Below are 14,011 nucleotides of genomic sequence, written 5' to 3'. Positions count from 1 at the left end.
GGCGTACTGCGTCCCAGCCTCATCGACCGACGGGACGCCCTCGGGCCACGGCACTACACGATCGCGCAGTCAAATCTCGGTTGCGGGCCTTGCGCCGGCCGCGGCCCACGGGCAGGTCACCGCGCACCGGGCGCGCGGTTTGCCGCCGACCTGGATCTTCGTCTTGGATGAGGGGGTGGCTCGGCACTTCGGGAGGTGGACATGGACCTGGGGCGGGCCGACGGGGTCGTATGGCGCAACCGGGCCCTGATGCTCTTCGACCGGGTGTCGGTGCCGGTCGCCGTGTGCGATGTGTACGGCGTGGTGGTGCTGGCCAATCCCGCGATGGCGGCGGAGTGCGGTACGGCACCGGGGCGACTGCGCGGACGGGACGTACTGGACCTGTTCCGCCCGCAGGAGGCCACCCAGGTGGAGCGGATCGCGCAGGCGCTGCGGCTGCGGCACCGCTCGCGCTACCAGGTGTCGGTGCGCTGGCGGGCCCCGGGCGGCACCGAGCGGTTCGGGGAACTGACGGCGGACCCGGTCAGCGACAGCGTGGACGAGACGCCGGCCCTGCTGGTGATGCTGCGGGTGCGGGGCGAGTGCGCGCCGCCCGAACCGGAGCCGGCCCGGGTCACCCCGGTGGAGGGCCGGGTGCTGGCCCTGCTGGCCCGCGGCGCCACAACCGCGGGCGCCGCCCGCGAACTGGGCCTCAGCAAGGACGGCGTCACCTACCACCTGCGCCGCCTGTCGGCCCGCTGGAACGCCGCCAACCGCACCGAACTGGTCGCCCGCGCCTACGCGTTGGGCGTCCTGACGCCGGCAGTGTGGCCACCGGAGGCGAGGACGGCGGAGGCGGGGTAGCGCGGAGCGGCTGCCCCGGAGGAGACCGCCGGGCTGGGAGAGGCCCCAGGGGAGGGCCGGGGCCGGGGAGCCGAATAGTGAGAATCCGTACCGGGGCCGGCGCGGCCGGATGAGACCGCACCGGAAGCGTCCACGCCGGGGGCGGCCGGGCCGAGGGACGCCTGGACCGAACGGGGGGCACCGGAAGACCGCCGGAGGCGTACCGCGACCCTCAGGGCCGCCGAGAGCGCCGCCGAGGCGGCAGTTCCGGCCAAGGCCGGGATCGGCCCCACCCGCCCGGCCTTGGGGTGCGGCTCAGGCTGTTGCCGTCGACCACCCACGCCATACCGCCGGGCCGCCTACGCCGCGCCGGAAGAAGCCGCAGCCGGCGAAGCCGGGCCTACTCGGACCGCAGGCGATGGTTCCGGCTGGGCGTGGCCGAGCCGTGGCCGGGGGCCTGGGAAGTGGTCATGGCCCGGTATGCCGTGCCTGCGCCCTCGGGGGCGCCGAAGCGGGCCAGGGTGTGCCAGACCATCTTCAGGTCCTGGAGCTCGTACCGGCCCGTGCGGGCCGCGTCGCCGATCATGCGCGGGGTCAGCAGGCCGCGCTCGGCGATCAGCGCGCCGAGGTCGGCGTACTCCGGCCCCCGGTAGTCGGCGTGGCAGCGCAGTGCGGTGACGGTGAGCCGGTAGCCGGGGTGCCACTGCAGTGGGAAGGGCAGGTGCCGGGCCGCCGTCTCCACCGGGGTGCCGCGGTAGCTCGCGTCGAGCACGAGTGCCTCCACGTCCCTGGCGAGCAGCACACCGGCGTGCACATGGCTCTCGATGTAGTCGTTGAGCGGGTCCTGCTCGTCCGCCTCCGCGAGTGCGATCAGCGGCATCGCCGAGGCCACGCCGAAGTCGGTCGGCTCGGCCGCGCTGTCCGGATAGCAGAAGGTGGCCCTCTCCAGGACCGCTCCGGCGAGCCTGAGGTGTGAGGAGCCGAAGCGCGGGGCCGCGCCGACGACCTGATGACGGAAGTTCAGGGCGCCGTACAGCGGGCGCTCGGCCGGGGCCGCGTCGTCGTACGCGCCGCCGAAGATGCGGCTCTCCCAGCGGTACCGGTCGCCGCCCGGGTGCGCGGTGAGACCGCCGTTGCTGGTGCCGGTGACGTACTGGGAGTGGTAGGCGCCGTCGCGGGCCAGCGCGGCGAGGATCGGCAGTCCGCCGGAGACCCGGTCGGGGTGGAAGTTGAGGGTGATGCGCAGACCGGGGTCGAGCGGTGGGCCGTTCACCCCTGCGGCGACATGATCCAGCGCGCGTCGGGCACGCGGCGGCAACCTCTGCCGGAAATCCATTGGCCCACCCTCCCCTTGGCTACCTAGGCTAGCCATGAACCTAGACCCATTAGGTTCATGGACCCACTGGGTTCACGGCGACGAATCCGAGAGGACTCCCCCATGAGATCGCTCACCGAGCAGGACATCCGCAACTCCTTTATCAACTGCTCCAAGGGGGAGGCCAAGCGACTGACGGTGCCGCGGGACCTCGGTGAACGCCCGTGGGACGACCTGGACTTCCTCGGCTGGCGGGATCCGGGGGCACCCGACCGCAGCTATCTGGTCACCGAACGGGACAGCCGGCTCGTCGGCGTCGCCCTGCGTTTCCAGACCTCGCAGCGCGGGTTTCTGCACCGCAGCATGTGTTCGGTGTGTCTGACCACGCATCCCGGCGGCGGGGTGACGCTGATGGCGGCACGCAAGGCGGGGGCGGCGGGCCGCGAGGGCAACTCGGTCGGCCTGTACATGTGCACCGACCTGGCGTGTTCGCTGTATGTGCGGGGCAAGAAGGCACCGGAGTCCGGCACCCGGTTCGAGGAGACCCTGACGATGGAGCAGCAGATCGCCCGTACGACGGGAAATCTGTCGGCCTTCATCGACAAGCTGTACGTCTGACGGCGCCGACCGGCCGCATGCGGCCACGGCGTCCAGGACCTTGTCCGGTTCGGCCTGGCGCGAGGCCGTATGCCTGCTGGGACCGCCCCTCTATGTGGCGGTCTCCCGACCGCCGAGCAACCGCCGAGAGCACCGTACGAAGGCTTGCGGACAGGTATGGACCTCAGTCGCGGACTTTTGCCCCACCCGAGGAACGGGAACAGGCCAAGGGATGCACGACGTACGGAAGTGGACCACGGGACTGCAGCGCCTTCTGGAGCGCCGCCGGGAGCCGGTGGTCGTCCAGACACTGCGGTCGGCGACGGCGGCGACGATCGCCTACGTCATCGCCCTCCGGCTGAGCCCCGAGCCGGCCCCGCTGACCGCGCCGCTGACCGCGCTGCTGGTCGTCCAGGTGACCTTCTACGCCACCCTCACCAACGGTATCCGCCGGGTGAACTCGGTGGTCGCCGGGGTGCTGGTCGCGATCGCCTTCAGCGTGCTGGTGGGGCTGACCTGGTGGAGCCTCGCCCTGCTGATCGTGGCCTCGCTGACCGTCGGGCACCTGGTGCGGGTCGACGAGTACGTGGCGGAGGTGGCGATCAGCGCCATGCTGGTCCTCGGCGTCACCACCGTCGGGTTCACTGCCTGGGCGCGCATCGTGGAGACGCTGATCGGCGCGGTCGTCGGTACGGCCTGCAACCTGCTGCTCCCACCCCCGGTGTGGGTGGACGAGGCGGGACGGTCGATCGAGGACCAGGCGCGCCGGGTACGTCAGTTGATGCTGCGGATGGGCGAGGAGGCCGCCGGCCGGATCTCCTGGGAGCGAGCGGCCGAGCGGTTGCACGAGGCCCGGCAGCTTGACCAGCACATCACCCAGGTGGACGCGTCGCTCAGGCAGGCCGAGGACAGTCTGCGGCTCAATCCCCGGGTCAAGGAGGGGCTGCTGCACCGGGTGGTGCTGCGGACCGGTCTGGACACGCTGGAGATCTGCACGGTGGTCCTGCGGGTGCTGGCCCGTACCTTCACGGATCTGGCCAAGGCTCGTGGTTCCGAGGAGCTGTTCCCGCCTCGGGTCGGGGCGACCGTGGAACAGCTGCTGTCGGAGATCGCCGACGCGGTGGTCAGCTTCGCAGTACTGGTCACCACGCATCTGAGCGAGAACGCCGAGTCGGCGGAGGCCCGCCTGTCCGCCGAGCTGCACACGGCGGCCGGCACCCGGGACCGGCTGGCCGAGCTGATCCGGGAGGAGATCACCAAGGACGAGGAATGGGCGAACTGGCAGCTGTTCGGAGCCGTGCTCACCGAGACGACCCGGATCATCGACGAGCTCAACACCGAGCACCGCACCCGCCGCCTGTTCGAGGAGCTGGACCGGGTCTCGCGAAGGCAGCGGGCGAAGCTGCCCCGGATGACGCGGCTGCGCGAACGGCTCGGGGTGCAGGAGGAGCTGTGGCGGAACCGTGCGGGGTTCGGCGAGCGTTCTTGGTGAGGAGGCTGCCGGGCAGGGCTCGGCGCGAAGGGTGCCGGAGCCGCCGGCCCGCGCAGTGGGAGAGGCGCCGGGCGGCCGGCACGGAGTGCGAGGGGGCGAGCGGATGGCCGGTTCCGGGGTGCGGATCGAGGGGAACACACTGCGGTTGCCGGGCGGGGTGGCGGTGCGGTTCGTCCGCACGCTGCGGCTGCCGGAGACGGGCACGCATCCGCTGCCGCCCGGACTGGGCGAGTTCCCCGTCCGGCGGGTCTCCGACCACCCGGACACCGTCCCGGCCGAGTGGCGGGCACGGGGTGGCGTGATGCTGCCGGTGTATCTGCGCGAGGCGATGTGGCTGAGCTTCTCCGGCACGCGGGAGCCGGCGGCGCTGCAGGTCGGCGTCGGCAAGGTGTGCGCGGTGTCCGGCCGGCCCTGGAGCGGCCGGCTCGCCCGCGATCCGCAGAACTACCTGCCACTCCCCCGCCAGCCTTGGCTGGACGGCATCAACTCCGGCAAAGGGACGGTCCGCCAGTTCGTCGCCGTGCCGCTCGGCCTCGGTGCGACGGTGGAGGGGCAGGTCACCGGCGAGGAGGTGTGGGGCGGGGTGCAGCTGCAGTCCTTCCCGCTGAAGGAGCCGCTGCTGTCGGAGTGGCGGCGCGGTGAGCGGGCGCGGGAGGAGGCCCGGCGCAGGGCCCTGGCGGCCGGGCCGACGGGCGGGTACGGCATGCCGATGACGGCGTCCGCGCCCGGTGGCGCCCCGATGCCGGCCGCCCCCGGCGGACCCGTTCCGCCGCCCGCCGGCGGTGCCGCGCCGCGCCGGGCCGCTGCCATGGGTCTGGGTGTCGGCGGCTCGATGCGCCAGGAGGTGTACCGGGACGACCGTCCGCTGACGGACTGGTCCGAGGAGCCCGCCGGGCGGGTGTTCGTGCATCTGGTCACGCCGCCGGAGTGGCGGCGGATCACCGGCGAGGCGCCCCCGCCGTCGCCGGTCGACCGGGCGGCGTACACGAGCGCGGGCCTGCCCTGGTACGACTACTACGACGCCGATGCCGGGGATCTGGCCCCCGCGGAGCCCCTGGAGGCGGTAGAACCGGTCGGCGCATGGCTCGGGGACGACCTGGACCCGTGGCAGCCGCCGTCGGCCGGCCAGGTGACCCCGCTGAAGGACGCGCCGGGGAAGCCGGTCGAGGACGGTGAGTGGTAGAGCAACTGTCCGTTGCATCTCGCGCAACGCCCGTTGCCTGGCTTGCCCTTGGTGACGGGTTCGGGTCAAGGTGGCTGTCACGACCGGGGCAACCGACGACCTGAGGTGCGGCATGGACACGGACGACGGGCCGGTGGACGGACGCTGGAGCCGGCGCCGGTTCGTCGGCGCCGTGGCGGGTACGGCGGCCGTGGTGGCGGTGCCGTCCCCGGCGGCCCCGCAGGCCGGCACCACGGATGCGGCGGAGGAGCCCAGGGCCGCCGCACGGCCCCGCGGGCCCTCCGGTCCGCGTCCGCTGTACGTGGGCACCTACACCTCGGTCGACGGGGGCGGCACCGGCATCGGACTGGCCTCCTACGCCCCGGCGACCGGCCGGATCACCGGCTCCGGGACGCTCACCGGCGTCCCCGACCCGTCGTACCTCGCCGTGCACCCGGACGGCCGCACGCTGTACGCGGTGGACGAGCGCCAGGACGGCGGCGTGACGGCCGTACGCCTCGCCGACCGGCAGGTGCTCGGCACTCGTGGCACGGGCGGCGCGGGCCCGTGTCATCTGTCGGTGCATCCCTCCGGACGCTGGCTGCTGAGCGCCAACTACGGTTCGGGCAGTGTCGCCGTGCACCCGGTCGACGCCTCGGGCGCCCTCGGCGAGCGCACCGACCTCGTCACGCACACCACCCCGTCACCCGGACCGGGTCAACAGGGGCCCCACGCACACCAGTTCATCACCAGCCCGGACGGCGGCCATGTCCTCGCGGTCGACCTCGGCACCGACACCGTCTACAGCTACCGCCTGGACGAGGCGAAGGGCACGCTGACGGAGGTGTCACGGGCGCAGACCCGGCCCGGGGCGGGACCGCGGCATCTGGCCTTCCATCCGGGCGGCCGGTACGCCTATCTGGCCAACGAGGTGGACGACACGGTCGCCGTCTGCGGCTACGACCCCGCCTCCGGGCGGCTGACGATCGGCGAGCCGCAGTCCACGGGTTCGGACGGCGGCACCAACTACCCGGCACAGTTCGCCGTGTCGGCGGACGGCGGGTACGCGTTCCTGGCGAACCGGGGACACAACAGCCTCGCGCGGTACGCGGTCGAGGCCGACGGCGCACGGCTGCGGCTGCTCGGCACGGTGCCGGTGGGCGGGGACTTCCCGCGGCAGATCGCTCTCTCGCCGGACGGCGGGCTGCTGTTCGCGGCGAACCAGCGCTCGGGGACGGTCACCGTCTTCCACGTGGACGCCGGCAGCGGCGAGCTGCGGTCGGCCGGCGAGCCCTTCACCTCGCCCGTCGCCGTCTGCGCGCTGCCGCTGTAGCGGCCTGTCCGGCGGACCATGCCACGCACGCGGGGGTTCACCCCGCTCGGGGCCGATCAGGCGCCGCTGCCTCCCTGTGCCTCGAACCGCCGGACGGGCCCTCGCGCGCGGGGGCAGGCAGCGGCGGCGGCCTGGGCCAGCAGGGCGTGCATCCGCTCGGTGAGCTGCGCGACGTCGTCGGCGGGCGTGTGGAAGGGCAGCCGTACGTCGCCGTGGGCGCGGGTGCGCTCGATGCGCAGGGTCAGTCCGTGCCGGTCGACGGCGAGGGGCAGCACGCGGGTCGCTGCGTGCAGGCTCTCCGGCCGCACCAGTCGGGTCAGCCGTTCCACGGCGTCCGGGTGGGCGTCGGCGAGGTGGGTCAGCAGCCGGGCCTCGGCCTCGGCGAGCGGGTCGGGCCGGGCGGCGGCGTACTCGTCGAGGTCGGCCACCACGGCCCCGGAGGACCGCCGCAGCACCACCCGCGTGGGCCGGAACAGCAGGCTGCCGCGGTCCGGTGCGAACCAGCCGGCGAGGTAGAGCCGGGCCCGGATCCGGCTGCGCACCGGTACGGGGGCCACGTCGGCGAACTCCAGCACGGCGGAGGGCTCCTGGCGTGGGGCGCAGATGGCCGCGGTCAGCAGGGCGCTGTCGTCGGGCACCGTCAGCCGCACGGCGCCGTCGTCGGTCACGGTGTGCGCGCCGACGTACTCCTCGCGGGCGCCGTCCGCGGTCACCGCGCACGACCAGGCGGCGGCCAGTACCGACCGGGCGCGTTCCGCCGCGCCGGGTGCGGCCGTCCAGTCCTGGTTGTCACCCATCGTGTCACCCATCCGAGACCTCCTTAGGTAAGGCTTGCCTAACTTATCGGAGATCGGGGCGCACGCCAACCGCACCCCACCGGCGGAAGGGATCGGACGGCGGGCGGGCGAGGATCAGGCGATGACGCCCAGCAGCGCCCGCGCACACAGGTCGCGCACCTGCTCGCGGGTCAACTCACCGTCGCGCAGCCATTCCAGGCACACGGCGGTGGTGAAGGCGAGCCAGCCGCGCACGGCCAGGCGGACGTGCGGGGCACTCTCGAAGACGGGACCGAACTCGGGGTCGGCGGCGAGCGCGGCCAGGATCTGCCGCTCCTGGGCGGCCAGGGCCCGCTGGTAGACCCGGCGTACGGCCTGGTCCCCGGCCGCGTCGGCGCGGTGGAAGGCGCGGAAACCGTGGGCGTGGGCCTGGACATAACCGAGGTAGGTGTCGAGGCCGGCGGTGAGCTGCTCGCGCACCGGCACGCCGGGCACGGCCGCCGTCATCCGCAGCATCCGTTCGCTCTCGCGCTCGACGACCGCCGCGAAGAAGTCCCGCTTGGTCGGGAAGTAGTGGTACAGCAGCCCCCGGGAGACCCCGGCGATCTCGGCGACCTGCTCGATCCACACGTCGTCGTAGGGGCTCTCCGAGAACAGCTTCGCGCCGACGGACAGCAGCTGCTCACGCCGTTCCTGGGTGCTGAGTCTGCGCCGGGCACGCTCCCCCTGGTTCGCGGGCATGGCGTCACTTTACTTGACGCGGGTTCAACAAGCGGACCAGACTGAAAGCGGTTATTGAACCCACGTACAACACGTGCGTCGCGGCGTCGCGTCACACAGCGCGTCGCGGATTCGACGGTCCGCTGGATCAAGGGAGATCGGCGTCATGGCGGAGACGACGAGGACGACGGAGACAGGGCTGCCCACGGGTTTCCGCAGCGCCGAGCTGGGCTGGCCCGAGCTGCACCGCATCCCGCATCCGCCGCGCCGGGTGCCGCTGCTCGGCGATGTGCTCGGCGTCGACCGGCGCAAGCCGGTGCAGGACTCCATGCGGTTCGCGCGCGAGCTGGGGCCGGTCTTCCGGCGGCGCGCCTTCGGCAAGGAGTTCGTGTTCGTGTGGGGCGCCCGGCCGGCCGCGGACCTGGCCGACGAGTCCCGGTTCGCCAAGCACGTCGGTCTCGGCGTGGCCAATCTGCGCCCCCTCGCCGGGGACGGCCTGTTCACCGCCTACAACCACGAGCCCAACTGGCAGCTGGCGCACGACGTCCTGGCGCCCGGCTTCAGCCGGGAGGCCATGGAGGGCTACCACGGGATGATGCTGGCGGTCGCGGAGCGCCTGACCGCTCGCTGGGACCGCGAGGCGGCGGCCGGGCGCACGGTGGACGTGCCCGGCGACATGACCAAGCTGACCCTGGAGACGATCGCGCGGACCGGGTTCGGACACGACTTCGCCTCTTTCGAACGGGACCGCCCGCACCCCTTCGTCACCGCGATGGTCGGCACGCTCACCTACGCCCAGCGCCTCAACAGCGTGCCCACACCGCTGGCCCCGCTGCTGCTGCGCACCGCCGCCCGGCGCAGCGCGGCCGACATGGCCTACCTGAACCGGACGGTCGACGACCTGGTCGCGCAGCGGCGCAGGTCGGGACACGGAGAGGGCGACCTGCTGGACCGGATGCTGGAGACGGCCCACCCCGTGACCGGTGAGCGACTGGCGGCCGAGAACGTCCGCAAGCAGGTGATCACCTTCCTGGTCGCGGGCCACGAGACCACCTCGGGTGCGCTCTCCTTCGCCCTGTACTACCTCGCCCGGCACCCCGAGATCGCCGCCCGGGCCCGCGCCGAGGTGGACCGCGTCTGGGGCGACACCGAGCGGCCCGGCTACGACCAGGTGGCCAAGCTGCGTTACGTCCGCCGGGTGCTGGACGAGTCCCTGCGCCTGTGGCCGACCGCCCCCGCCTTCGCCCGCGAGGCCCGGCAGGACACCGTGCTCGCCGACGACCACCCGATGCTCCGGGGCGCGTGGGCCCTGGTGCTGACACCGATGCTGCACCGCGACCCGGAGGTCTGGGGCGAGGACGCCGAGCGCTTCGACCCGGACCGCTTCGAGCCGGCTGCCGTACGGTCCCGTCCTGCGCACACCTTCAAACCCTTCGGCACCGGCGCTCGGGCCTGCATCGGCCGCCAGTTCGCCCTGCACGAGGCCACCCTGGTGCTCGGCCTCCTGCTGCGCCGCTACGCCCTGCTGCCCGACCCGGCCTACCGGCTGAGCGTGACCGAACGTCTGACGGTGATGCCGGAAGGGTTGCGGCTGGGCCTGGAACGGTGTGAGCGCCCTCAACAGGCGCGCCCGGCGACGACGGCGCCGCGGGGCGCATGCGACTCGGCACCGGCACCGGAGCACCCGGCGTCAGCGAGCAGCTGTCCCGTGCACCGCGCATCTGACTGACGCCTGCAGGCGGGTACCGGCCGGGCCGGGTCGGCGTCGCTGTGGGAGCGGTAGCCGGACCACCTGACCCACCGAGTAGCCCATGGACTTGTGCGTGCCGGAGAGGAACCGGCGGGCCGGCGCTGTTACACCTCGTCGCGTGCCATCGCCAGCAGCCGGTCCAGTACCCGTGGCGCTCCCGCGCGCAGGCCGTCGTGCTCGAACTCGTCGGTGACCCAGGTGCGCAGGCCGCGGATGGCCCGGGCGGTCTCCAGGGAGTGTGCGGTGTCGACGTACATGTCGTCGTGGTAGACGGCCGCCACGACCGGTACCTCGTTGGCGGCGAGGCGGGCGGGGTCGTAGAGGGGCTGCCAGTCGGTGCGCGCAGCGAGCAGGTCGGCCGTTTCGCGCAGCGGGCGCAGGGCCGGGTCCGCCTCGAACATCCAGGGGTGGACAGTCTCGCCGGTGAACAGGACCGGGGCGTCGCCGGTGAGCGCCTTGGCCGCGTCGAACTGCGGGAACTCGGCGCGGACGCGTTCGGCGGCCCAGGCGGTGGGGCGGGCGTCCTGGCCGTAGATCGACTCGTGGACGAGGGCGTAGAGGGGGTGGGCCGCGTACGACAGCAGGGACTGGGCCTGTTCCTGGAAGGCGTCGGAGAGGTCGAGGCCGCCCGGGGTGCGCACGAAGGCGTCCTCCAGGAGGTGGTGCAGCCGGTGGCTGCCGTCGCTCGCACCGAGCATCAGGCCGAGGGACTGGAAGGCCTCGACCGTGAAGCGGTAGCCGTTCGGCAGGGTCACCTCGTGGGTGAGCAGGTGGTCGGCAATGCGGCGGGCCCGTTCGACGTCCTGGGGGTAGCGGGCGTAGTGCGCGGTGACCTTGCGTTCGATGCGCGGGTAGGCCGCGCGGTAGACGTCGTCGGCGTGGGCGTGCAGGGAGGGCAGGCCTCCGGTGATGACGGCGGTGTCCAGGCCCTCGGGGGCGAGGGAGAGGTACGACACCGTGCAGAAGCCGCCGAAGCTCTGACCGAGGACGGTCCAGGGGGCGCCGCCGGTGACCTCGGCGCGGATGGCCTCGCAGTCCCGGACGATGGAGTCGGCGCGGAAGCGGGTGAGGTAGTCGGCCTGCTCGGCGGGGCCGCCGCGGAGCGGGAGCGTCTGGCGGGAGGCCGGGGTGGAGCTGCCGGTGCCGCGCTGGTCGAGCAGCAGGACGCGGTAGTCCTTCAGGGCCCGGTCGAGCCAGGCCTGACGTCCGACGAAACGATTCGCCCCGAAGCCGGGGCCGCCCTGGAGATACAGCAGCCACGGCAGCTCCTGCCCGGCCTTGTCGCTCGCGACCGCCTCACGGGCGTACAGCTCGATCGTCTCGCCGTCCGGGGCGGTGTGATCGAGGGGCACGGTGAAGCGGCGGTCGGTGAGGATGACGCCGGGCTGGCGGTAGCTGAGGCTCAACGGGTCTCCTGGGACGGACGGTACGGACGGGTCCCAGTTCAGCACATGACGGGGCCCGCGCCGAGCCCGGGGATCATGGATTGTTACTGAACTTCCGGTCAGCACCCGGCTCAGCGGGCGGCGAGGCTGGAACGGCGCACGACCAGCTCCGGCTGGAGCACCACCCGGCGGTGCTCGTGCGTGCGCCGGCCCTCGCCCTGTTCGGTCTCCTCCAGCAGCAGCTCGGCGGCGAGGGCACCCATGGTCACGGCGGGCTGCCGTACGGAGGTCAGCGGTACGGCGGCGGCCGCGGCGAACTCGATGTCGTCGTAGCCGACGATGGCGAGGTCGTCGGGGACGGTGACGCCGGCCGCGTACATGGCCTGCAGGACGCCGAGGGCAAGCAGGTCGTTGGCGCAGAAGACGGCGGTGGGGCGGTCGGCGAGGCCCAGCAGGCGGGCGCCCGCGTCGCGGCCCGCGGCCACGTCGAGGCGTTCGGTAGGCAGCTCGCGCAGCGCCTCGGGGCCGAGTCCGGCCTCCGCGAGGGCGTTCAGGGCGCCGGTACGGCGGTCCCGGACCTGGTTCAGCCCGGGCGGCCCGCTGACGTAGGCGATGGAGCGGTGCCCGGCGTCCACCAGATGGCGGACCGCGAGGGCACCGCCGGCCACGTCGTCCACGGACACCGAGCACTCGGTGGTGCCCTCGGCGACCCGGTCGACCAGCACGAACGGGATGCCGTGCCGCCGGAAGGCCTCGATGTTCCGGCCGGTCGCGTCGGCCGGGGTGAGCAGCACGCCCCGCACCCGCTGCTCGGCGAAGAGCGCCAGGTAGTCGGCCTCCTCGGCGGCGTTCTGGGCGCTGTTGCAGACCATCACGCCGAGCCCCGCCTCGCGGGCCGCCCGCTCGGCGCCCCGGGCCACGTCCACGAAGAACGGGTTGCCCATGTCGAGCACGAGCAGGCCCATGATCCGGCTGCGGCCCGCGCGCAGCTGACGGGCGGACTCGCTGCGGACATAGCCGAGCCGCTCGATGGCGGACTGCACCCGGGCGCGGGTCTCGGAGGCGACCGTGTCCGGACGGTTGATCACGTTGGACACGGTGCCCACGGAGACCCCGGCGGCGCGGGCGACGTCCTTGATACCCACCGACTGGGCCATCGGGTTTCAGACCTCCAGGAATGACGAGGGGCGGCGGGCGGATCCTCACATTACCGTCACCGCCCCCGGTGCCGGTCCGTTCAGGCAGGCAGGGAGAACTCCACGACGTGCAGCGCCGAGGGTGTCGTACCGGTGGACTTCTCCTGGTACATGAACGACAGCACGTTGTCGGACCTCGCCCGCATCTCGTCGATCACGACCTCGCCGAAGGCGCCCAGCCCGCTGCCGTCGAGGAGCAGCGTCCAGTCGGTGTAACCGGAGGACCTGGAGGCGCCGGCGATGCGGCCGTAGGGGAGGACCGCGTACGCGTTGTCGTACTTGTCCAGGATCAGCTTGGTGCGCTGGCTGGAGTCGAGCGGGACCGGGATCTCGGTCTTGGTCCAGCTGCCCGAGGAGTTCTTGCGCAGGTGGAACGCGCGGCCGTGCGCGGTGCGGTCGGCGACGTAGTCGGTGGTGCACTGGCCGAAGCGGCCCGGGACATAGCTGATGATCGCGTGCGGGAGGCCTGTGGAGTCGGTCCACTGGCTCTCCTGGTTCATCAGGGAGTGGTCGGGGCCCAGGAAGTCGACGACGAGACCGGCGTCGGTGACGGCCACCGTGTCGGAGGTTCCGGTGGTGGCGACCAGCGCGCCCGCGTCGTCGCGCCAGCTGCGGCCGCGGTCGGTGGAGTAGACGTAGCCGGTGTCGTGGTTGGTGATGCCGCCGCTGTCGCACATCACGGCGGCGTTCTGCTCCCGCCAGGTGAAGAAGGAGTGCAGCCGGCCGCCCGCGTCGTAGTCGATGCCGTGCAGGTACACGTTGCGCGCGGTCGAGGAACCGTGCGAGCTGGTGTACGTCCCCGTGGAGCTGGTCCACTCCCCCAGTGCCGTCCAGGTCGAACCGTCGTACTCGGCGAGGGCGTTGCGGCCGTTGCCGGAGATCCCGGCCCGGTAGCTGAGCTGGAGTCCGCCCTCCGGCGTGGAGATGAACTGCGGGTAGGTGAACTGCGAGGTGAGCGCGAGGCCGTCGAGGGAGGTCTGGACGGGGCCGAAGACGGAGGAGGTCCAGGACGTGGCCCCCGGGGTGTCCATCAGCCCGGCGACGGACTTCACGTAGAAGAAGCCGTCGCTGTGGGAGTCCATGATGAGGTGCAGGCGGCCGTCCACCTTGGAGACGCCCATGGAGATGACGTTGTGGGAGTCGCTGGTCTTCAGGACGTGCGGGAGGGTGACCGCCGACCAGGTGCCGCCCCCGGCGACGCGGCGGGCGACGACGGCGTTGCCGGTGGAGGTGTACCAGGCGGCGTACTGGTGGCCCTGGTACGTCAGCAGGCCGTTCTTCTGGAACGAGTTGTTGTTGACCAGGCCGTCGTAGGAGACGAAGTAGATGGCCTGGGGGTCGAGTGTGGTCGTGTTCTTCTTGGCGACGGAGGGGCCGGGACCGGCGGCCCGTGCGATGCCCGGCGTTGCCACGGCGGCCAGTGCGGCCGACGCGAGCACGGTGCGTCTTTTCATGAGCGGCTC

The 14,011-nt window shown here is 72.8% G+C and carries 12 protein-coding genes; 6 read left to right on the top strand and 6 right to left on the bottom strand.

The window, feature by feature from the left end; all coding sequences use genetic code 11:
• The first annotated feature begins 201 nt into the window (after nt 1-201).
• Nucleotides 202-843, top strand: coding sequence for a PAS domain-containing protein (locus ACWC2T_RS12040; protein WP_450670246.1), 642 nt, complete (start codon nt 202-204; stop codon nt 841-843).
• Nucleotides 844-1,222: 379 nt separating this feature from the next.
• Here the strand turns inward: ACWC2T_RS12040 and ACWC2T_RS12035 are convergent, their stop codons facing one another.
• Nucleotides 1,223-2,158 (bottom strand): DUF3626 domain-containing protein, encoded by a 936-nt coding sequence (locus ACWC2T_RS12035; protein ID WP_450670245.1) that lies wholly within the window; start codon nt 2,156-2,158, stop codon nt 1,223-1,225.
• 102 nt (nt 2,159-2,260) lie between these two features.
• On the opposite strand from ACWC2T_RS12035, the gene ACWC2T_RS12030 reads away from it, so the two are divergent.
• The 4 genes from ACWC2T_RS12030 to ACWC2T_RS12015 all read left to right on the top strand — a co-directional run bounded on the left by ACWC2T_RS12030 (nt 2,261) and on the right by ACWC2T_RS12015 (nt 6,721).
• Nucleotides 2,261-2,755: an FBP domain-containing protein gene (locus tag ACWC2T_RS12030; protein ID WP_450670244.1), complete on the top strand. Its 495-nt coding sequence runs from the start codon at nt 2,261-2,263 to the stop codon at nt 2,753-2,755.
• Nucleotides 2,756-2,966: 211 nt separating this feature from the next.
• Entirely contained in the window at nt 2,967-4,226 is a 1,260-nt protein-coding gene (locus ACWC2T_RS12025; protein WP_450670243.1) for an FUSC family protein, read from the top strand.
• Nucleotides 4,227-4,329: 103 nt separating this feature from the next.
• Nucleotides 4,330-5,409 (top strand): hypothetical protein, encoded by a 1,080-nt coding sequence (locus tag ACWC2T_RS12020; RefSeq protein WP_450670242.1) that lies wholly within the window; start codon nt 4,330-4,332, stop codon nt 5,407-5,409.
• Between the two features lie 112 nt (nt 5,410-5,521).
• Nucleotides 5,522-6,721, top strand: coding sequence for a lactonase family protein (locus ACWC2T_RS12015; protein ID WP_450670241.1), 1,200 nt, complete (start codon nt 5,522-5,524; stop codon nt 6,719-6,721).
• A gap of 56 nt (nt 6,722-6,777) precedes the next feature.
• Here ACWC2T_RS12015 and ACWC2T_RS12010 read toward each other — a convergent pair whose 3' ends face one another.
• Nucleotides 6,778-7,518 carry a DUF2470 domain-containing protein gene (locus ACWC2T_RS12010; protein ID WP_450670396.1) on the bottom strand — a complete coding sequence of 247 codons (741 nt, stop codon included), beginning with the start codon at nt 7,516-7,518 and terminating at the stop codon, nt 6,778-6,780.
• 114 nt (nt 7,519-7,632) lie between these two features.
• Nucleotides 7,633-8,238 carry a TetR/AcrR family transcriptional regulator gene (locus ACWC2T_RS12005; RefSeq protein WP_450670240.1) on the bottom strand — a complete coding sequence of 202 codons (606 nt, stop codon included), beginning with the start codon at nt 8,236-8,238 and terminating at the stop codon, nt 7,633-7,635.
• Nucleotides 8,239-8,383: 145 nt separating this feature from the next.
• Between ACWC2T_RS12005 and ACWC2T_RS12000 the strand changes: the two genes are divergently transcribed.
• Complete coding sequence (locus ACWC2T_RS12000) at nt 8,384-9,946, top strand: cytochrome P450 (RefSeq protein WP_450670239.1); 1,563 nt, start codon at nt 8,384-8,386, stop codon at nt 9,944-9,946.
• Between the two features lie 125 nt (nt 9,947-10,071).
• On the opposite strand, the gene ACWC2T_RS11995 is transcribed toward ACWC2T_RS12000, so the two are convergent.
• The 3 genes from ACWC2T_RS11995 to ACWC2T_RS11985 form a co-directional block, all read right to left on the bottom strand.
• Entirely contained in the window at nt 10,072-11,373 is a 1,302-nt protein-coding gene (locus tag ACWC2T_RS11995; RefSeq protein ID WP_450670238.1) for an alpha/beta fold hydrolase, read from the bottom strand.
• A 110-nt stretch (nt 11,374-11,483) separates the two neighbouring features.
• Nucleotides 11,484-12,509, bottom strand: a complete 1,026-nt coding sequence (locus ACWC2T_RS11990; protein WP_450670237.1) for a LacI family DNA-binding transcriptional regulator — start codon at nt 12,507-12,509, stop codon at nt 11,484-11,486.
• An 80-nt stretch (nt 12,510-12,589) separates the two neighbouring features.
• Nucleotides 12,590-14,002 (bottom strand): BNR repeat-containing protein, encoded by a 1,413-nt coding sequence (locus tag ACWC2T_RS11985; RefSeq protein WP_450670236.1) that lies wholly within the window; start codon nt 14,000-14,002, stop codon nt 12,590-12,592.
• Nucleotides 14,003-14,011 lie beyond the last annotated feature (9 nt).

This window comes from Streptomyces sp. NPDC001393, from assembly GCF_053597455.1.
Note: the sequence above shows the minus strand (reverse complement) of the source record. Positions and strands in the feature narration are given on the sequence as shown.